Source organism: Akkermansia sp. NBRC 115031, from assembly GCF_030268505.1.
In the GTDB taxonomy this organism is placed as follows: domain Bacteria; phylum Verrucomicrobiota; class Verrucomicrobiia; order Verrucomicrobiales; family Akkermansiaceae; genus Akkermansia; species Akkermansia massiliensis.
Map to the genome: position 1 here is coordinate 16,670 of NZ_BSQU01000001.1, position 13,581 is coordinate 30,250.

The 13,581-nt window shown below is 59.9% G+C and carries 9 protein-coding genes; 5 read left to right on the forward strand and 4 right to left on the reverse strand.

Features of this window, described 5'->3' with window-relative positions; all coding sequences use genetic code 11:
• The first annotated feature begins 54 nt into the window (after nucleotides 1-54).
• Nucleotides 55-264 (forward strand): 50S ribosomal protein L35, encoded by a 210-nt coding sequence (gene rpmI / locus QSJ36_RS00080; RefSeq protein ID WP_012420592.1) that lies wholly within the window; start codon nucleotides 55-57, stop codon nucleotides 262-264.
• Between the two features lie 149 nt (nucleotides 265-413).
• Nucleotides 414-797, forward strand: coding sequence for a 50S ribosomal protein L20 (gene rplT / locus QSJ36_RS00085; protein ID WP_022396602.1), 384 nt, complete (start codon nucleotides 414-416; stop codon nucleotides 795-797).
• Nucleotides 798-926: 129 nt separating this feature from the next.
• On the opposite strand, the gene QSJ36_RS00090 is transcribed toward rplT, so the two are convergent.
• Complete coding sequence (locus QSJ36_RS00090; protein ID WP_022396603.1) at nucleotides 927-1,724, reverse strand: thioredoxin-like domain-containing protein; 798 nt, start codon at nucleotides 1,722-1,724, stop codon at nucleotides 927-929.
• A 123-nt stretch (nucleotides 1,725-1,847) separates the two neighbouring features.
• Here QSJ36_RS00090 and rseP point away from each other — a divergent pair, with 123 nt between their 5' ends.
• The 3 genes from rseP (at nucleotide 1,848) to QSJ36_RS00105 (ending at nucleotide 5,838) form a co-directional block, all read left to right on the forward strand.
• Nucleotides 1,848-3,293, forward strand: coding sequence for an RIP metalloprotease RseP (gene rseP / locus QSJ36_RS00095; RefSeq protein ID WP_285465911.1), 1,446 nt, complete (start codon nucleotides 1,848-1,850; stop codon nucleotides 3,291-3,293).
• Between the two features lie 34 nt (nucleotides 3,294-3,327).
• Nucleotides 3,328-4,713, forward strand: coding sequence for a DUF6056 family protein (locus QSJ36_RS00100; RefSeq protein ID WP_285465912.1), 1,386 nt, complete (start codon nucleotides 3,328-3,330; stop codon nucleotides 4,711-4,713).
• 333 nt (nucleotides 4,714-5,046) lie between these two features.
• Nucleotides 5,047-5,838, forward strand: coding sequence for a PEP-CTERM sorting domain-containing protein (locus QSJ36_RS00105; RefSeq protein WP_102728251.1), 792 nt, complete (start codon nucleotides 5,047-5,049; stop codon nucleotides 5,836-5,838).
• 228 nt (nucleotides 5,839-6,066) lie between these two features.
• Here QSJ36_RS00105 and QSJ36_RS00110 read toward each other — a convergent pair whose 3' ends face one another.
• The 3 genes from QSJ36_RS00110 to QSJ36_RS00120 all read right to left on the reverse strand — a co-directional run bounded on the left by QSJ36_RS00110 (nucleotide 6,067) and on the right by QSJ36_RS00120 (nucleotide 13,439).
• On the reverse strand, nucleotides 6,067-9,210 hold the full coding sequence (locus QSJ36_RS00110; RefSeq protein WP_285465919.1) for a UvrD-helicase domain-containing protein: 3,144 nt from the start codon (nucleotides 9,208-9,210) through the stop codon (nucleotides 6,067-6,069).
• A gap of 19 nt (nucleotides 9,211-9,229) precedes the next feature.
• Nucleotides 9,230-12,103, reverse strand: coding sequence for a PD-(D/E)XK nuclease family protein (locus QSJ36_RS00115; protein WP_285465921.1), 2,874 nt, complete (start codon nucleotides 12,101-12,103; stop codon nucleotides 9,230-9,232).
• Nucleotides 12,104-12,521: 418 nt separating this feature from the next.
• Nucleotides 12,522-13,439, reverse strand: coding sequence for a DMT family transporter (locus QSJ36_RS00120; RefSeq protein ID WP_285465923.1), 918 nt, complete (start codon nucleotides 13,437-13,439; stop codon nucleotides 12,522-12,524).
• Nucleotides 13,440-13,581: the final 142 nt, after the last annotated feature.

Below are 13,581 nucleotides of genomic sequence, written 5' to 3' on the forward strand. Positions count from 1 at the left end.
TCGGGGTCATTTTCCACTTGCCAAGAGCGGATTGGCGCCTATACTCCTTCCACCATGACCCGCAAAGGTGGTATCAATAAAACTCGCAAGGCAGTCGCCAAGCGTTTCAAGGTTACCGGCACGGGCAAGGTACTGCGCCGTAAACAGGGTAAGCGCCACATCCTCCAGAAGAAATCCAGCAAGCGCAAGCGTCAGCTTGGCAAGGTGGCTCTGGTGGACGAAACGCAAGTCTGGGCAGTCAAGCAGAACCTGCCTTTCGCCTAAACCGCGGAAACGCTCGACCAACGCCGAGCTTTCCCCCCGCTGAACGGGGGGCCTTCATGCAGCCTTCTTCCAATGAGAAGATAAGAACAGGCGAGACTGCAGGGAGGTGAGGAAGAACAGTCTGTTCAAGATAGAAATAGAAATAAGCTATGCCACGTGCCACTAATGGACCGGCCTCTCGCAAGCGCCGTAAGCGCATTCTCTTGCGTGCCAAGGGTTTCCGCGGTTTCCGCAGCAAACTCTTCCGCTACGCCAAGGATGCTGTTTACAAGGCTTGGCAGTATGAATACCGCGACCGCAAGAGACGCAAGGGACAATTCCGCCGTCTCTGGATCGCCCGTATTTCCGCTGCCGTCCGCGACCGCGGTCTGACCTATTCCCGCTTTATGGAAGGCCTGAAAGCCGCCAACGTCGATCTGGACCGCAAGGTTCTTGCCGACCTGGCCGTCTCCGACGAAAAGGCTTTTGACGCCATCTTCGCCCAAGCGAAGAAAGCCATTGAAGCCAAGGATGGTGCCGCTCTCCGCGCCTAAGACGCAGCAGAGTCCATCTGTTCAGTAAACATTAACAAACAGCCCCGGAGGTTAGCCTTCCGGGGCTGTTTTGCGTCTTCATGTCCGGGTGCGGAAAAAAACGTGAAATCCCGCCAGGGGAGGATTCGTTTATTCGGATTCGGCCGTTGCCTCCTTTTCCTTTTCCGCGCTGGCCAGCTCCTCCACCTTCCGCACCAGTCCATCCATGCTGCCGGAAGCGATTTTGTTCCCGTTGGCGTCCACCAGCACCAGGGAGGGGATGGGACCGGGATAATTCTTGCGGATCAGAGGGCTTTCCTTGGAAAGGTTGTCCAGGTAGCCGAACAGGAAGACCGGCCACGGCATCTTATTGGAAACGGCCCATTTCTGGGCGCCTTCCAGCGCATGGTCCATGCTGCACAGGACTACTTCCAGATCCTTGCGGGGAGCGATTTTATCCCGGTACACCTCCAGGTTGCGCGGAAGGGAGGCCCTGCACGGGCCGCACCAGCTCGCGGAATAATACAGGATAAAATACCTGGCGTTCCATTTGCCGTCCATTTTGACGAACTTGCCGTCCTTTTCCCGGTAGGTCAGCCCTTTCAGCTGTTTGCCCAGGACTCCTTTCGGGATGACCATTTTAGCCAGCTCCGCATCCGTCTTGCCGACCAGCTCCTTGTGGAAGTCAATCCAGTCCAGGTCCTCCCTGGAAAGTTTTTTGAGGGGAAAGGGGATTTTCTTTTTCGTGAAGACGTTCTGCATGATCGCGTTGACGCTGTTCAAGCCGGCCAGCCTGGCCTGGAAGGTGGCGCCCGTTTCCTTGTTCGTCCAGGTCCGGGTCATGGAGGGGATGTCCGCTTCTTCCTGAGGCGCGGCGTGAAGAAAGGGCGTACAGGCTATCAATGCGGCTGCCGGAATGCCCGTCATGAGAAACTTGGAGACAATCATCTTTCGTTGTTATGGTGTTTTCTGCCGCATGTCCAGAATTTAAATGTTCCCTCTGTCATTAGGACATCCTTGAAGCTTGTCCGCCGGGAGGCGTCATGATAGCCTGACCCACAAAGCACTACCATGGATAGCATTCTTTCCGTTCTTACCACCATTGCCATTATCTTCGGTGTGGTGATGTTGTTTAACTTCATGATTTTCATTCATGAACTGGGTCACTTTTTCGCCGCCCGCTGGCGCGGCCTGTACGTGGACAGGTTCCAAATCTGGTTTGGACGCCCCATCTGGAAAAAGACCATCAACGGCGTGCAATGGGGGTTGGGCTGGATTCCGGCCGGCGGCTTCGTTTCCCTGCCGCAGATGGCTCCGATGGAGGCCATTGAAGGGAGCGCGGAGCTTCCCAAGGATTTGAAGCCCGTTACTCCCTTGGACAAGATCATCGTGGCCGCCGCCGGCCCCATCGCCTCTTTCCTGCTGGCCGTGTTTTTTGCCGTGGCCGTCTGGATGGTGGGCAAGCCTGATGTGGAGATGGGGGTGACTACGGTCGGCTTTGTTGCTCCGGACAGCCCTGCGGCCCAGTCCGGCATTCTGCCCGGCGACAGGATTGTGAAGGTGGACGGCCGCCCGGTGGACAAGTGGGCGGGCAATATGGAAGGCGTCCGGGAACTGATTATGCTGGGTGAGCATGACCAGGTAGTTTTTACGGTGCAGAGGCCTGGGCATGAAGGAGAGATGGAAATTTCCTGCGGTTTCCGGATTCCGGAAACGTCCTGGTGGCAGCGCTCCGGCATGCGCCAGGTAGGGCTGATGCAGGCGATGCCCTGCGTCATCGGGGAAGTGCTTCCCAATTCTCCTGCCGACCAGGCCGGATTGAAGCCGGGCGACGTGGTGACGGCTGCCAACGGGGAACGCATCTGGAGCCCTGCGGCGCTGGATGGGCTGTTGAAGAAGAATGAACCGCTTCTGCTGGACGTGACGGGCAAGGATGGCGCCGCGAGGCAGGTGAACATTCAGGGCAGGCTGCCGGAGAACTGGCACAACGGCGCGAACGGCTCCCTGCTCAAGGGCGCCCAGCCCATTCTGGGCGTAACCTGGGACCTCAGCTCCGTGGGCCGTGACGTAACCGTGCATCCTACTCCGTGGGCGCAGATCAAGCAGAGTTTGAAATGGATGGGAGATACCCTGGCGAAGGTGGTGGCCCCCGGCAGCAGCGTGGGCGTGGAGCACCTCTCCGGCCCCGTGGGAATTGCCAACCAGTTTTACAAGATGTTCTCCCTGGAGGAAGGCTGGAAGCTGGCCCTGTGGTTCTCCGTGGTGCTGAACGTGAACCTGGCTATCCTGAACATCCTGCCTCTTCCTGTGGTGGACGGCGGCCACGTGGTGATGAACACCATTGAGCTGGTTTTCCGCCGCCCCCTGAACGTGAAAGTGCTGGAATTCGTGCAGTTCGGCTTCGTCTTCCTGCTGATGGGCTTCTTCCTGTTCGTGACATTCAAGGACGTGGGGGATTTCTTTGGCAAGAAGCCGGACAAGCTGCCCACCCCGGTATTCAAGGCCGTGACGGATTAAACGCGGGCGGCGACCCTTGATACGGCTTGATTCCATGAAGCAGTCACTGGCGGCGCGTTTCCTGTTCCGGGCGGTGGTGCTGGCGCTTCTCGTGTATGCCATGCTGCTCACCTGGTGGACCCCCTTCACCGGGGACAGCTTCATGCATTCCGTATTCGGGGCTGCCCACCGTCTTGCCTTCCAGCCCGTGCTGGAACGGTGCTGGTGGTCGTACATGAACTGGAATCCCCGCCTGGGGGAATTCCTGGCTGTCTTTACGGCCACGGCGGGGAAGTGGCTTTTCCTGGCCGTCAATCCCTTCGTGATTCTTTCCCTGGCCCTGATGATGTTTTACCTGGCGCGGGGAAGGAGGGTGAATTCCGGGCACTGGCGGGATGTTCTGCTGTTTTCTGTGGGCGCCCTTCTTCTGCTCACGTCTTCATCCAGGCCGGGCATCACGATGTTCTGGCTGTCCGGAGGGACAAACTATGCGTGGTCAGCCGCCGTCTGGCTGGGCTTCCTGTGCCTGTACCGCGGCTTATGGGCCGGGACCTCCCGGATTAAGGACAGGCCCTTTTCCTGGCTTTGGATAGGCGTGGCGGCTTTTGCCGCCGGGATGACCAACGAGAACCAGATTCCCGCTTCCCTGGGCATGCTGTTCCTGTACTGGCTGTATGCGCGTTGGAAGAGCCTGGCTCTTCCCCGCTGGTTCTTCGTCGGCTGGGGTTTTCATGCCCTGGGTGGCGCCTGCCTTCTGCTGGCTCCGGGAAACGGCGTGCGTCTTCATTCGGAGACGGCGGGTGGCGCCGCCGTCCTTCACTCCTGGGCGGAGCGTTTCGGCGCCATTCCGGAACTGATGAATGCTTTTTACGAGTTCATGCCGCTTCCTAAAATCCTGCTGGCAGCCGTCGCCGTGGCCCTGACCCTGCTGACGTGGAGAAGAGGTTGGAAGACTTGGAAGGGGGCTTCTCTCCGCCGCATGTGCGTTTCCCTTCTGTTCATTCTGGTGGCCCATGCCATGGCAATCAGCTTTTTTGTGCGCGTGATTCCCGCTTGGCATGCCATGTTTTCCGCTACGGTGCTGATGATGACGGGCATCCTGGGACTGTACGGGGTATGGATGGACGCCGCGCAGAGGCGTTGGATTCCTTCCTGCGTGCTGCTTGCGGCGGCCGGGCTGGCCCTGTGGGTATGCTCCGGGTATCTGGATGCCTTCCCGCGCATCCACCGCCAGTGCGAGGAACGGAAAATGTTCATCCGCCATGAACTGGAAAAGGGAGAGAGAAACATTGCGGTCCCTCCTTATGAGCCCGTGCCTCTGGCTCCCTATGTTTCCGTGATGTGGCGCATGAGCAGCGGAGACCCGGATGAATTTATCAACCGTTCCATTGCCCGTTATCTGGGAATTGAAAGCATCCGGGTGGCTGTGCCTGAACATTGACCGTCTTTTTTGGCGAATAGCTGTTTTCCCGGCGCGGCCGTATTCCGGTGGAAACGGCGGCGCGGTAAAAGTCCGGCTGTTTTTATAAACCGCCCTCCGGCCATCTTTTCTTTACTCGAATGCCGGTGGAACAGGAATGCTCTTGCGGATCAATAATCCGATGATTGCATAAAATCTTTAATTAATATTAAATCTATTTATATTAAATACATTATATATATTTATATCTTGATATGAATCCCTCAATACATGGAAAACAAAAAAGATATATTATTTAATTTTTAGTGTTTTCCATTGACATCGGATTATTGATCCGGTTTACTTTGTGTCACCATGAAGAAGTCCTTGTTTTCTCTGGCTCTGATTTCAAGTTCCCTGCTGGCAGTGCAGGCGGCGACTGTGCAAATTGACTTCGGGCGCGATGACGCCGCGACAGACGGAGCCCTCAATATGAATTACGGCCATTCCTCCGCAGCCCTGGGCACGATGCCGGGCGACGTCACTTTGGGATGGAGCACGGCCGGATACCCTGTGGGGGATGACGGCCATACCACGACCAAGACGCCCGGCGAAGAAAACGGGTGGAAGAACGCTTTTGGCGGCAGCATGCCTTTCTCCCTGGGAGACAGCTTCCGGGACGGCCTTTTAACGCAGACGGCGACCGGTTCCGGTTCTTTTACCGTGACTTTCAGCGGTCTTGCCGCCGGGGAATATACCTTGTCCCTTTTCGGCGGTTTCACGGGTAAGGACGTCTTTGCCGGACAGACGTGGACGATCGGAGGCGCCGACGCTTCCAACGCGACCTGGACAAACTTTGGCACAAACGCCAGCGGTGATTGGAACGAGCTTTCCACGACGACGGGCGACAGTTCCGGCGTTCTGGCTCCCGGGAATGCCGCAGACGGCTCCAATCCTTCCGCCAACAAGGGCCTTTATTCCACGGTGGAGCACATCGTGGTGGGGGAAGACGGGACGCTTACTCTCACGATTCAGGGGGACGGTTCCAGCAATTTTGGCCGTACGGCCCTCAATTACCTTTCCCTGACCCAGGTTCCGGAACCTGCTACGGCTACTTTGAGCCTGCTGGGCCTGGCCGCTCTGTGCCTGCGCCGCCGCCGCGCCTGACCAGGAAGGTTCCAACCGTTTTTATTCAAAGCTGTTCCGCGTCCGCGCGGGACGGCTTTTTTATTTAACGGCCTTTCCCTTTCCGCGCCTTCGGGGCGGCATGTTTTCCAGCCGCGGCAACGGTTTTTTCCATAGGGGATTATCCGTCGTTAACATAGGAACGCAGGGAGGAACGGCAAGGAAAATGCGGGGAAAGACAACTGCCGGTCCTTCAGGAAAAAAATTCCTTTAAATGCGGATGGTTTCCTTCAAATGGGTGGAAACAATGATGCACGCGATTCGTTCCGGCGGTATTCCCGTGATTCTGGACACGATGCGGGCGTAGGCGTTCAACTGGTTGGAGTGGCGTTCCCGCAATTGCTCCGGAGAGTTCGCATGGTCCGTCTTGAAGTCCACGATGCAGGCGCTTCCGTCATGAAGGAGCAGCCTGTCAATCACGCCGGAGATCCAACTGTTCCCGTCAATGGCTTCAATGCGCTGTTCCTTCATGATGCGTGCCGTTCCGGGAGGGGTGAAGAGTTCGCGGATGGAGGGAATCTCCATGCAGGCGGCCACCGTGCGTTCCGCCTCCGTGGCGGGATGAAGAGCCCATTCCGGCTTGTCCGATTCATCCCAGCGGGTAATCCGTTCAAAGACGGCGTGAACGGCTGAACCGAATGCGGCGGATTCCGCATCGTCGGCATATCTTCCTTCGTGGGCCGCGTCTTCTGCCGCCGGCAGGCCGGAGGGGGAAAGCCGCTCCCTGACCATCGGTCGTTGGAGGGGCCATTCCGGCGTGTCTTCCTCCGCCCGTTCCCGTACGGATTCCGTGAATTCTCCGTACCACCCGCCATGGCCGCAGGAATACAGGCATTCCGCCCCGGATTCCGGAAGCGTGTCTTCCGTTCCTTTTTCACAGGACCGGGCTGCGGAACGGACGACCTTCCACATGGAATCCGCGGTCATTTCACCTTTTTCTTCCCGGTAGGGGAGAATGACGTACGTGGCCCGCTTGGCGCGGGTGAGCGCCACGTACAGCTTGCAGAAGCCGTCAAACTGCTGCTGGGCGCGCCATTCCCGGTAAAGCTCCTGGAGCTGTGGAACGTTCGTGTAAACGTGCCTGGAAGGGACCAGCACGATTCCTTCTATGCTGCCCTCCCGGTTCTTTTTGACAAAGTGGGTCAGGTGCCTTCCGTCTGCAAAGGGGGCGTCCCTGCCGATCTGGGGCAGGATGACGATGTCGAATCCCAGGCCCTTGGATTTGTGGATGGTCATGATCCGGACGATGCCCCCGGCAGGATCCTCCCGGCGGGTCACGTCTTCCATGTGCCTGATCCATTCATCCAGGGAAACGCCCTTCTCGTCCACCTGTTCCGCCTCATTCTTCCAGACGGCCAGGCGGTCCCGGTGGAATTCGGTCAGTTCCGTTCCCGTCCGGGCCAGCCTCCGCTCCAGTTCCTCCATGACGGCGGCGTAGCCGTCCCGTTCCAGCAGGAGGCGCCAGGCCTTCCAGTCCATGCCTTCAGGCCGTTCCGGAGTGACGAGGGGCCGGAGGGGGGAATGGGTGAGCAGGCTTGCGGCAAAGGGGTCTCCCGGCATGAGCAGCCAGCGGAAGAAGTACAGCAGGTTTTTTCCCAGGGGGGAATCCACGCCCACCGGAACGTCGTCGCATACCTCCGCGGGAACGCCGTGGTCCGTCAGCCAGGTCTTGATGGCTAGCGCCTGGTTTTTCGTGCTGACCAGAATGGCGGTTTCCAGGCCGCGGCGCAGGGCTCCGGTACGTTCCAGGATGTCGGCTGCCGCCTGGCACACCAGGTCGTTGGCGGTGGAGGATTCCGCCTTGGGCGTCTGCCAGATTTGGGAGACGCCGGACCGGCCTTCCAGATGGGGGGCGCACCGGTGCTCCGGATATTCCCCCCATTGTTCCAGGGCGGCGGGTTCGCAGTCCGGCGCCGTCCGGGCGTAGTCGCAGATGTCGTTCACCAGGTCCAGCACGGGCTGGACGGAACGGTAGGAGGTGGACATGCCGCGTTCTTCCAGTTGAAGCTGGGTGGAAACGGAGCGGAAAAGCTCCGGATCCCCGCCGCGCCACTGGTACACGCTCTGCTTGATGTCCCCCACCACGAAGATGCTGCCTTCGCTCCCGGCCTTGGATTCCGTCAGGTCGTCCAGAAAAGGCTTGATGACGCGCCACTGGGACTGGGACGTGTCCTGGAATTCATCCAGCATCCAATGGTCATAGCGGCAGTACATGCGGTATTGCAGGTCTCTCTTGAGCTCCGGCGTGACGGCTCCCCCGCCCAGCATGCGCGTGACGTCGTGAAACAGGAACCTTCCCTTGTTGCGGACCAGGGAGGAGTATTTGCCTTCAAAAAGGAGCATCAGTCCGTGCGTGGCGCGGGTGCGGCGCAGCGCCTGCAGGACCTCCATGCGCAGCCAGCTCTGGATGAGTTCTTCCAGCGGAGGGGACCAGAAGTCCTTGAATTTTTCCCGCGCCTCTTCCACGGTGATGTTCCAGGAAGAACCTCCGTCCGTGCGGAAGCGCACGCGGCCCAGCCTGGCGTATTGGGAGAAACCGTTCAGGAAGCGCAGGAACAGTTCTTTGTTTTTGGAGCCGTTTTTCCCTTCCGGAGCGGGCGCCTGCTGTGCCTGGAAAGCCACGGCATGCAGGACGGCGTCAAATTGTTCCAGGGGAACGGGGGGGGCCAGTTCTTCCGGCGTGAAGCCCAGCGCGACGGGGTTTCCCCATGTTCCGGCGTCCGGTTCGTCCAGGAAAAGTTCGTGGTAGGTGTTGAGACGCCGCATCATGGAATCCTCCGCATCCGCGGCTTCCGCATCGGAGTCCGCTCCGGAGAGGAAGGCGTCTTCAAAATTCCGCCTCCGCTCCCTGTTCACGGAGCATTCCCGGTACAGGGAAAGCAGGGCTTCGCGGCGCGCCAGCTTCTCCGCCGTGGTGTCAATCATGCTGAAGCCGCTGACGCCCAGCTCAAAGGTGCTGGTGGAGGCAATCTGGGCAAAAAGGCTGTCAATGGTGCAGAGGTTGAGGCGCGCCAGGTTCTGCACCAGGATGTGCAGCAGATGCCGGAAACGCTCCCGGTGCAGGTTTTCCGCCTTCCATGCCTCCGTTGCTCCGGGCCAGATGCCGGGTTCCCCCGGCGTTCCCTTGATGACCGTCCAGAGCTGTTCTTTCAGGCGTTGCGCCCCCTCCTCGTCCGTAGCCCCCGCAGCCAGGTCCGTCAGGATGCGGTCCTTGAATTCCCCTGCCGCCTTCCGGGTGAAGGTGATGGCGATGAGCCGTTCGGGGTGGCTGCCGTGGTTCAGAGCCAGCAGCCCCAGGAAGCGCAGGGAAAGCTGGTAGGTTTTTCCCGTTCCGGCGGATGCGGAGATCAGCATGTTGGTCAGGGAGAACATCTCAGAAAGGCAGGTGGGGGGTGAGGTTGAGGCCCAGCAGGTCCTGCAGGCTTTCACGCCGGGAGGCCATCAGGTCCTTGAACACGTCGTAGGAGGGAGGGTTCCAGCCCAGTTCCTCCGCGGTGATGAGCCCGCGGCCCTCATGAAGGAGCTTCATCAGCTCCACCGTCCAGGCGCGCGCGCTGTCCAGCGCGCATTCCTCATAGCCGGGCATGGGGTCGTGAAGCGTGTCCCAGGCAGAGATGCCGATGTCCAGCGGATTGGCGGGAAGGGCGTAATACGCCGCCGAAGGGTGGCCGCCATAGGCTTCCGCGGCCCACAGCACGTAAACGGGCAGTTGCAGGTCTTTCCAGCGCGCGTGCGCCAGCCTTCCGTTTTTCTGGCGTTTGGTGTAGGGCCGCAGGGCCGGGGAAAGCAGGGACAGGGCGTCCGGGCGCCCGATCGGTTCCAGATGCTTTCTTTCACAGGATGCGGCTGCTCCCGTTTTGTAGTCAATGACCCGTATGCGGCCGTCCGCGTGGCGGTCGATGCGGTCAATGCGGAATTTCATGGGGAAGCCGCCCAGGGACCAGTCTTCCACCTGGTGCTCAAAGGCGATGCAGGACCAGCCTTCCTGAAGGTCCTGCAAATGCTGGACGGCGTAAACGGAAAGCCTCTGCTCCATGGAGCGTTTTTGCAGCAGCAGGGGCATGAGGGGCGTGGGGCCGTATTGTTTCCGGAAGGTTTGTTCCAGTATTTCCGTGATGGCGTCCTGAAGGGCGGCGGCTTCCATGCCGTCTTTCAGGGCGGCGTGTTCCCGGCAGAAGCATTCCAGCACATCGTGCAGCATGGTGCCCAGTTCGTTGACGGCCATGTCCTCCTTGTCCGGCAGGAACTCCTCCTCATTCATGTGCAGGGCCTCCCGCATCCAGAAGCGCATGGGGCACGCCAGGAACCTTTTGAGGACGGAAGGGGAGAAGGCCAGCCCTTTTTCCTTCCACGGGTTTTTGTAGCCGGGCGCCATCGCGCCGATGTCCGTGGCGGCCTTCCAGCCTTCTGCGGGCTGAAGGTACCAGCTTCCGCGCTGGTAGGGGAGGGGTGCGGGCGGATCGCTGATTTCCCGGAAAAGCTGTTCCACGCGGTGCGGCAGTTCCGCGTCCGGGCAGCGCATGAGCAGGGAGGAAGGCGTCAGCGGATCGTTTTTGCTGCTGGTCCGGGAGAGAATGATGGTGAGGCTGCCCTCCCGTTCCCGTGAATGGAGCAGGGCGGTCAGCAGGAAGCTGTCCCGGGCTTTTTTCCGGTTGAAGGAATCGATGCCCAGGGCTTCCCTCAGTTCCTCCGGCATGAACTGGTCGGAAACGCCGCCTTCCGGTACGGTCCCCTCGTTCAATCCCGTCAGAATAAGGTGTTTCTCCGGGCGGAAGTGGACTTCCATCCAGCCCAGGGAATCCAGTGCCGCGTGGGCCTTCCTTCTGTTTTTGACGCGCAGCGGCTGAAGGCATTTCATCAGGAGCTGGAGGGCCGTCTCCGGTCTGGAGAAGGCGGTAGAGCGTTGCTGAAGGCGTATGAGGCCGGAAAGGCAGGAATGGAGCATTTCCATGGCTTCCGTTTCCGGACCGTAGGCGTTCGCCAGGGCCGGGAACCATTCCATCAGCCTTTCCCCCAGCGTGCCGGGTTCCGCCATCCGGTTCCGCCAGGCCAGAATGGCCTGGATGGAAGGGAGGGCGGCCGGATAAAATTCCTTCAGTCTGGAAAGCAGGTAATCTTCCGATTCCGGAAGGAACTTCTGCTGGATTTTATCCAGCGCGGCGCAGCAGTACTGCTGGTTGCCTATTCCCAGGGAGGCGCAGAGCAGGGAGGAACGCGCCAGGCAGAAGACGGGCCGCGCCGCGCCCTTTTCTTCCAGCGCCTGCCGCAGGTGGCGGAGCAGGTCCATGACGCCGGTTCCGGCAAAGGGTTTCCCTTCCGGATTGTGGAGGCCCCAGCCGTATTCCCGCAGGGCGGCATCCAGGGCTACGTTCATGTCCGGATCACAAACGCCCAGGGCGACGTCCGGCGTTGCTCCCTCCGCTGTGCGGGCGATCATGCGGCACGTTTCCCCAGCCAGCCGGGCAGGGTTGGCCGTGATCCTGATCTGGGCGTCGCTGATATGGATGGGGCACTGGGTCCAGACTTCCGGAAGGGGGCATCCCCAGGAGTCAAAGGAACCGGCTTCCTCTTCCGGCGCGTGTATCCATATCTGGACGGGCACGCCGCTGCGTTCCGCATGCTGGAGGGCCTGGCGCAGGGGGCGCGGAACATCCGCTACGCAGGCCAGGATGACGTGCCCTCCTGTTTCCCGCAGGGAATGGAGCAGATGCGGCGGTGCTTCCGCCTCCATGGCGGTTCTGTCCGCAAGCTGCCAGCCTTTCAACTGTTGCGTGCAGTACTCCGACAACCTGTCCATGTCCGTCCAGCGTTCGTCACGGCCCGCGCAGGAATCCTGGGCCATGCCGCAGGAAATGCCCTGGTTCGCCATGGCGTGTTTAAGGCTTTGCAGGCTGCCCGCCATTTCCAGCATGCTGGAAAAATCCTCCGGCATGTGCCGGGGGAACAGGCGCGGATAAAGACGGTGGGGAGAGGTTCCCAGCGCCTGGAGCCAGCCGGCCAGCTCTTCCAGGACGGAAGCCGTTTCCTCCTTTTCCTCCAGCCGGGGGAACTGGTCCGCCGGAATAACCTGGGGGGCGAAGATGGCCTGTGCGCTGGAAATGGAGGCAAGGTATTCCCTCAATTGCCTGCCGGATTCCCGTGTGGGGACCAGCACCAGATTCCGGTGGAAGTCGTTTCCCAAGGAAAGCAGCCGCTCCGCTACAGCCCGGCAGGCCGGTTTGTCCCAGGATAGAAAGAGTCGGTTCATGGCAGGGAAGCAGGACTCCCCGGAAAGGGGAAAAGGCGGAGACTACGGGCGTATTATACCTTGCCGGGGCGTATTTTCCCATCTATTTTTTCAGGGCTGCCGGGAGGGGGATGGGAGATCACGGAGTGTCAGGGGCTTTAGTGGCGTTTTAGCTTTGAGGGAGGGATGCCTTTTTTTGTATCCGCGGATTTTTGCCTGGGAAGGAAGGCTTCCGGTTTTTGGACGGGAGCTTTTCCGCCCCTTCGTGGAGGGGAATTTTCTTTTGCTGTGTTCCGCCCGGCGTCCGTAGGGACCGGGAGGACCTTCTTCCCAGAAGGGAGTTCACCAAGTGGTTTTTTCGGGAATGCCCCGCCTCCCTAAACAAGTGTGTTCATTCCTGCGTGGCTGTAGAAGGCCGTTTTCTGAAGTTCCCGATTATTTACGGCTCCTGAACGGCGGTCTTTTTTCCGGTTCTGGTGACCAGAAGCACGCCCGTGAAAACCAGCAGGACGGAAAGGGTTTTCATCCAGCCGAAGTGGTCCATCCCCCACAGCACCGCTACGGAAGAGGCAATCACCGGCTGGCAGTAGTTGTACATGCTGACCGCGGTGGGTTTCAGCCGCTGCTGTGCGAAGGACAGGCAGATGTAGCTTACAAAGGTAGCGAATGCCACCACGTAGGCAATGCCCAGCCACGTCTGCATGGGAAGTGCGGAATAACGGATGGAAACCACGTCCCGGAAGGTGAAGGGCAGGCAGGCGATGGCGGCGTAGGTGAACATCCATTTCATCAGGGTGACGGGCGAGTATCTGCCGATCAGGTTTTTAAAGAAGACGAAGTAAACGGCTACGCTGCACTGGGAGGCCAGGCAAAGGATGTCCCCCAGCAGGTTGTTGTCTCCCGGCAGGGCCGCCGCACGCCCTCCGCTGCCGGAAACCAGCAGAATGGCTCCGATGGCGCTGGCGCAGACCCCGATGATTTTTTTCCCCGTGATCATTTCCCGGAGGACGAAGGCCGCCAGAATCATGGTCAGTACCGGCGTAATGGTGGTGATGATGGCCGCATCCGCCGGAGAGGTGAATCCCACGCCCACCGTGAAGGCCATCTGGTTGAAAATGATGCCGAACAGGGAGGCGTAAAACAGGGTCAGCCGGTCCTTTCTTGCAATGGTTTCCCCGGGCAGGAAGGCGGAGGCCAGCCAGAACAGGATGGCCGCTCCCAGCAGGCGGAAGGTAGCCAGGGAAGCGGAGCTGACTTCCCCCGGCTGCATGACCAGTTTGCTGACCGGAGACATGAGGCCCCAGATAACGGCCGCCGCTCCCATCGCGATATGTCCCTTCAGGGTTCCGGATTCCATGGTACGGCCCGCTGCGCAGCGGGCAACGCATTCTCCGCTTCCGCGGACGGATTGCAAGAGTTTTTAGCGCGGAACCGCAGCCCCGGAGAGAACGGCCAGGCGGGGAGAGGGGCATGCTCATCCGGGGAATTGGGAAGGTATG

What these genes read in the sequence shown, in the direction of transcription:
- QSJ36_RS00120 (WP_285465923.1), bottom strand. Translation starts at nt 13,439, where the DNA reads ATGGAATCCGGAACCCTGAAGGGACATATCGCGATGGGAGCGGCGGCC.
- QSJ36_RS00110 (WP_285465919.1), bottom strand. Translation starts at nt 9,210, where the DNA reads ATGCTGATCTCCGCATCCGCCGGAACGGGAAAAACCTACCAGCTTTCC.
- QSJ36_RS00115 (WP_285465921.1), bottom strand. Translation starts at nt 12,103, where the DNA reads ATGAACCGACTCTTTCTATCCTGGGACAAACCGGCCTGCCGGGCTGTA.
- QSJ36_RS00105 (WP_102728251.1), top strand. Translation starts at nt 5,047, where the DNA reads ATGAAGAAGTCCTTGTTTTCTCTGGCTCTGATTTCAAGTTCCCTGCTG.
- rseP (WP_285465911.1), top strand. Translation starts at nt 1,848, where the DNA reads ATGGATAGCATTCTTTCCGTTCTTACCACCATTGCCATTATCTTCGGT.
- rplT (WP_022396602.1), top strand. Translation starts at nt 414, where the DNA reads ATGCCACGTGCCACTAATGGACCGGCCTCTCGCAAGCGCCGTAAGCGC.
- QSJ36_RS00090 (WP_022396603.1), bottom strand. Translation starts at nt 1,724, where the DNA reads ATGATTGTCTCCAAGTTTCTCATGACGGGCATTCCGGCAGCCGCATTG.
- rpmI (WP_012420592.1), top strand. Translation starts at nt 55, where the DNA reads ATGACCCGCAAAGGTGGTATCAATAAAACTCGCAAGGCAGTCGCCAAG.
- QSJ36_RS00100 (WP_285465912.1), top strand. Translation starts at nt 3,328, where the DNA reads ATGAAGCAGTCACTGGCGGCGCGTTTCCTGTTCCGGGCGGTGGTGCTG.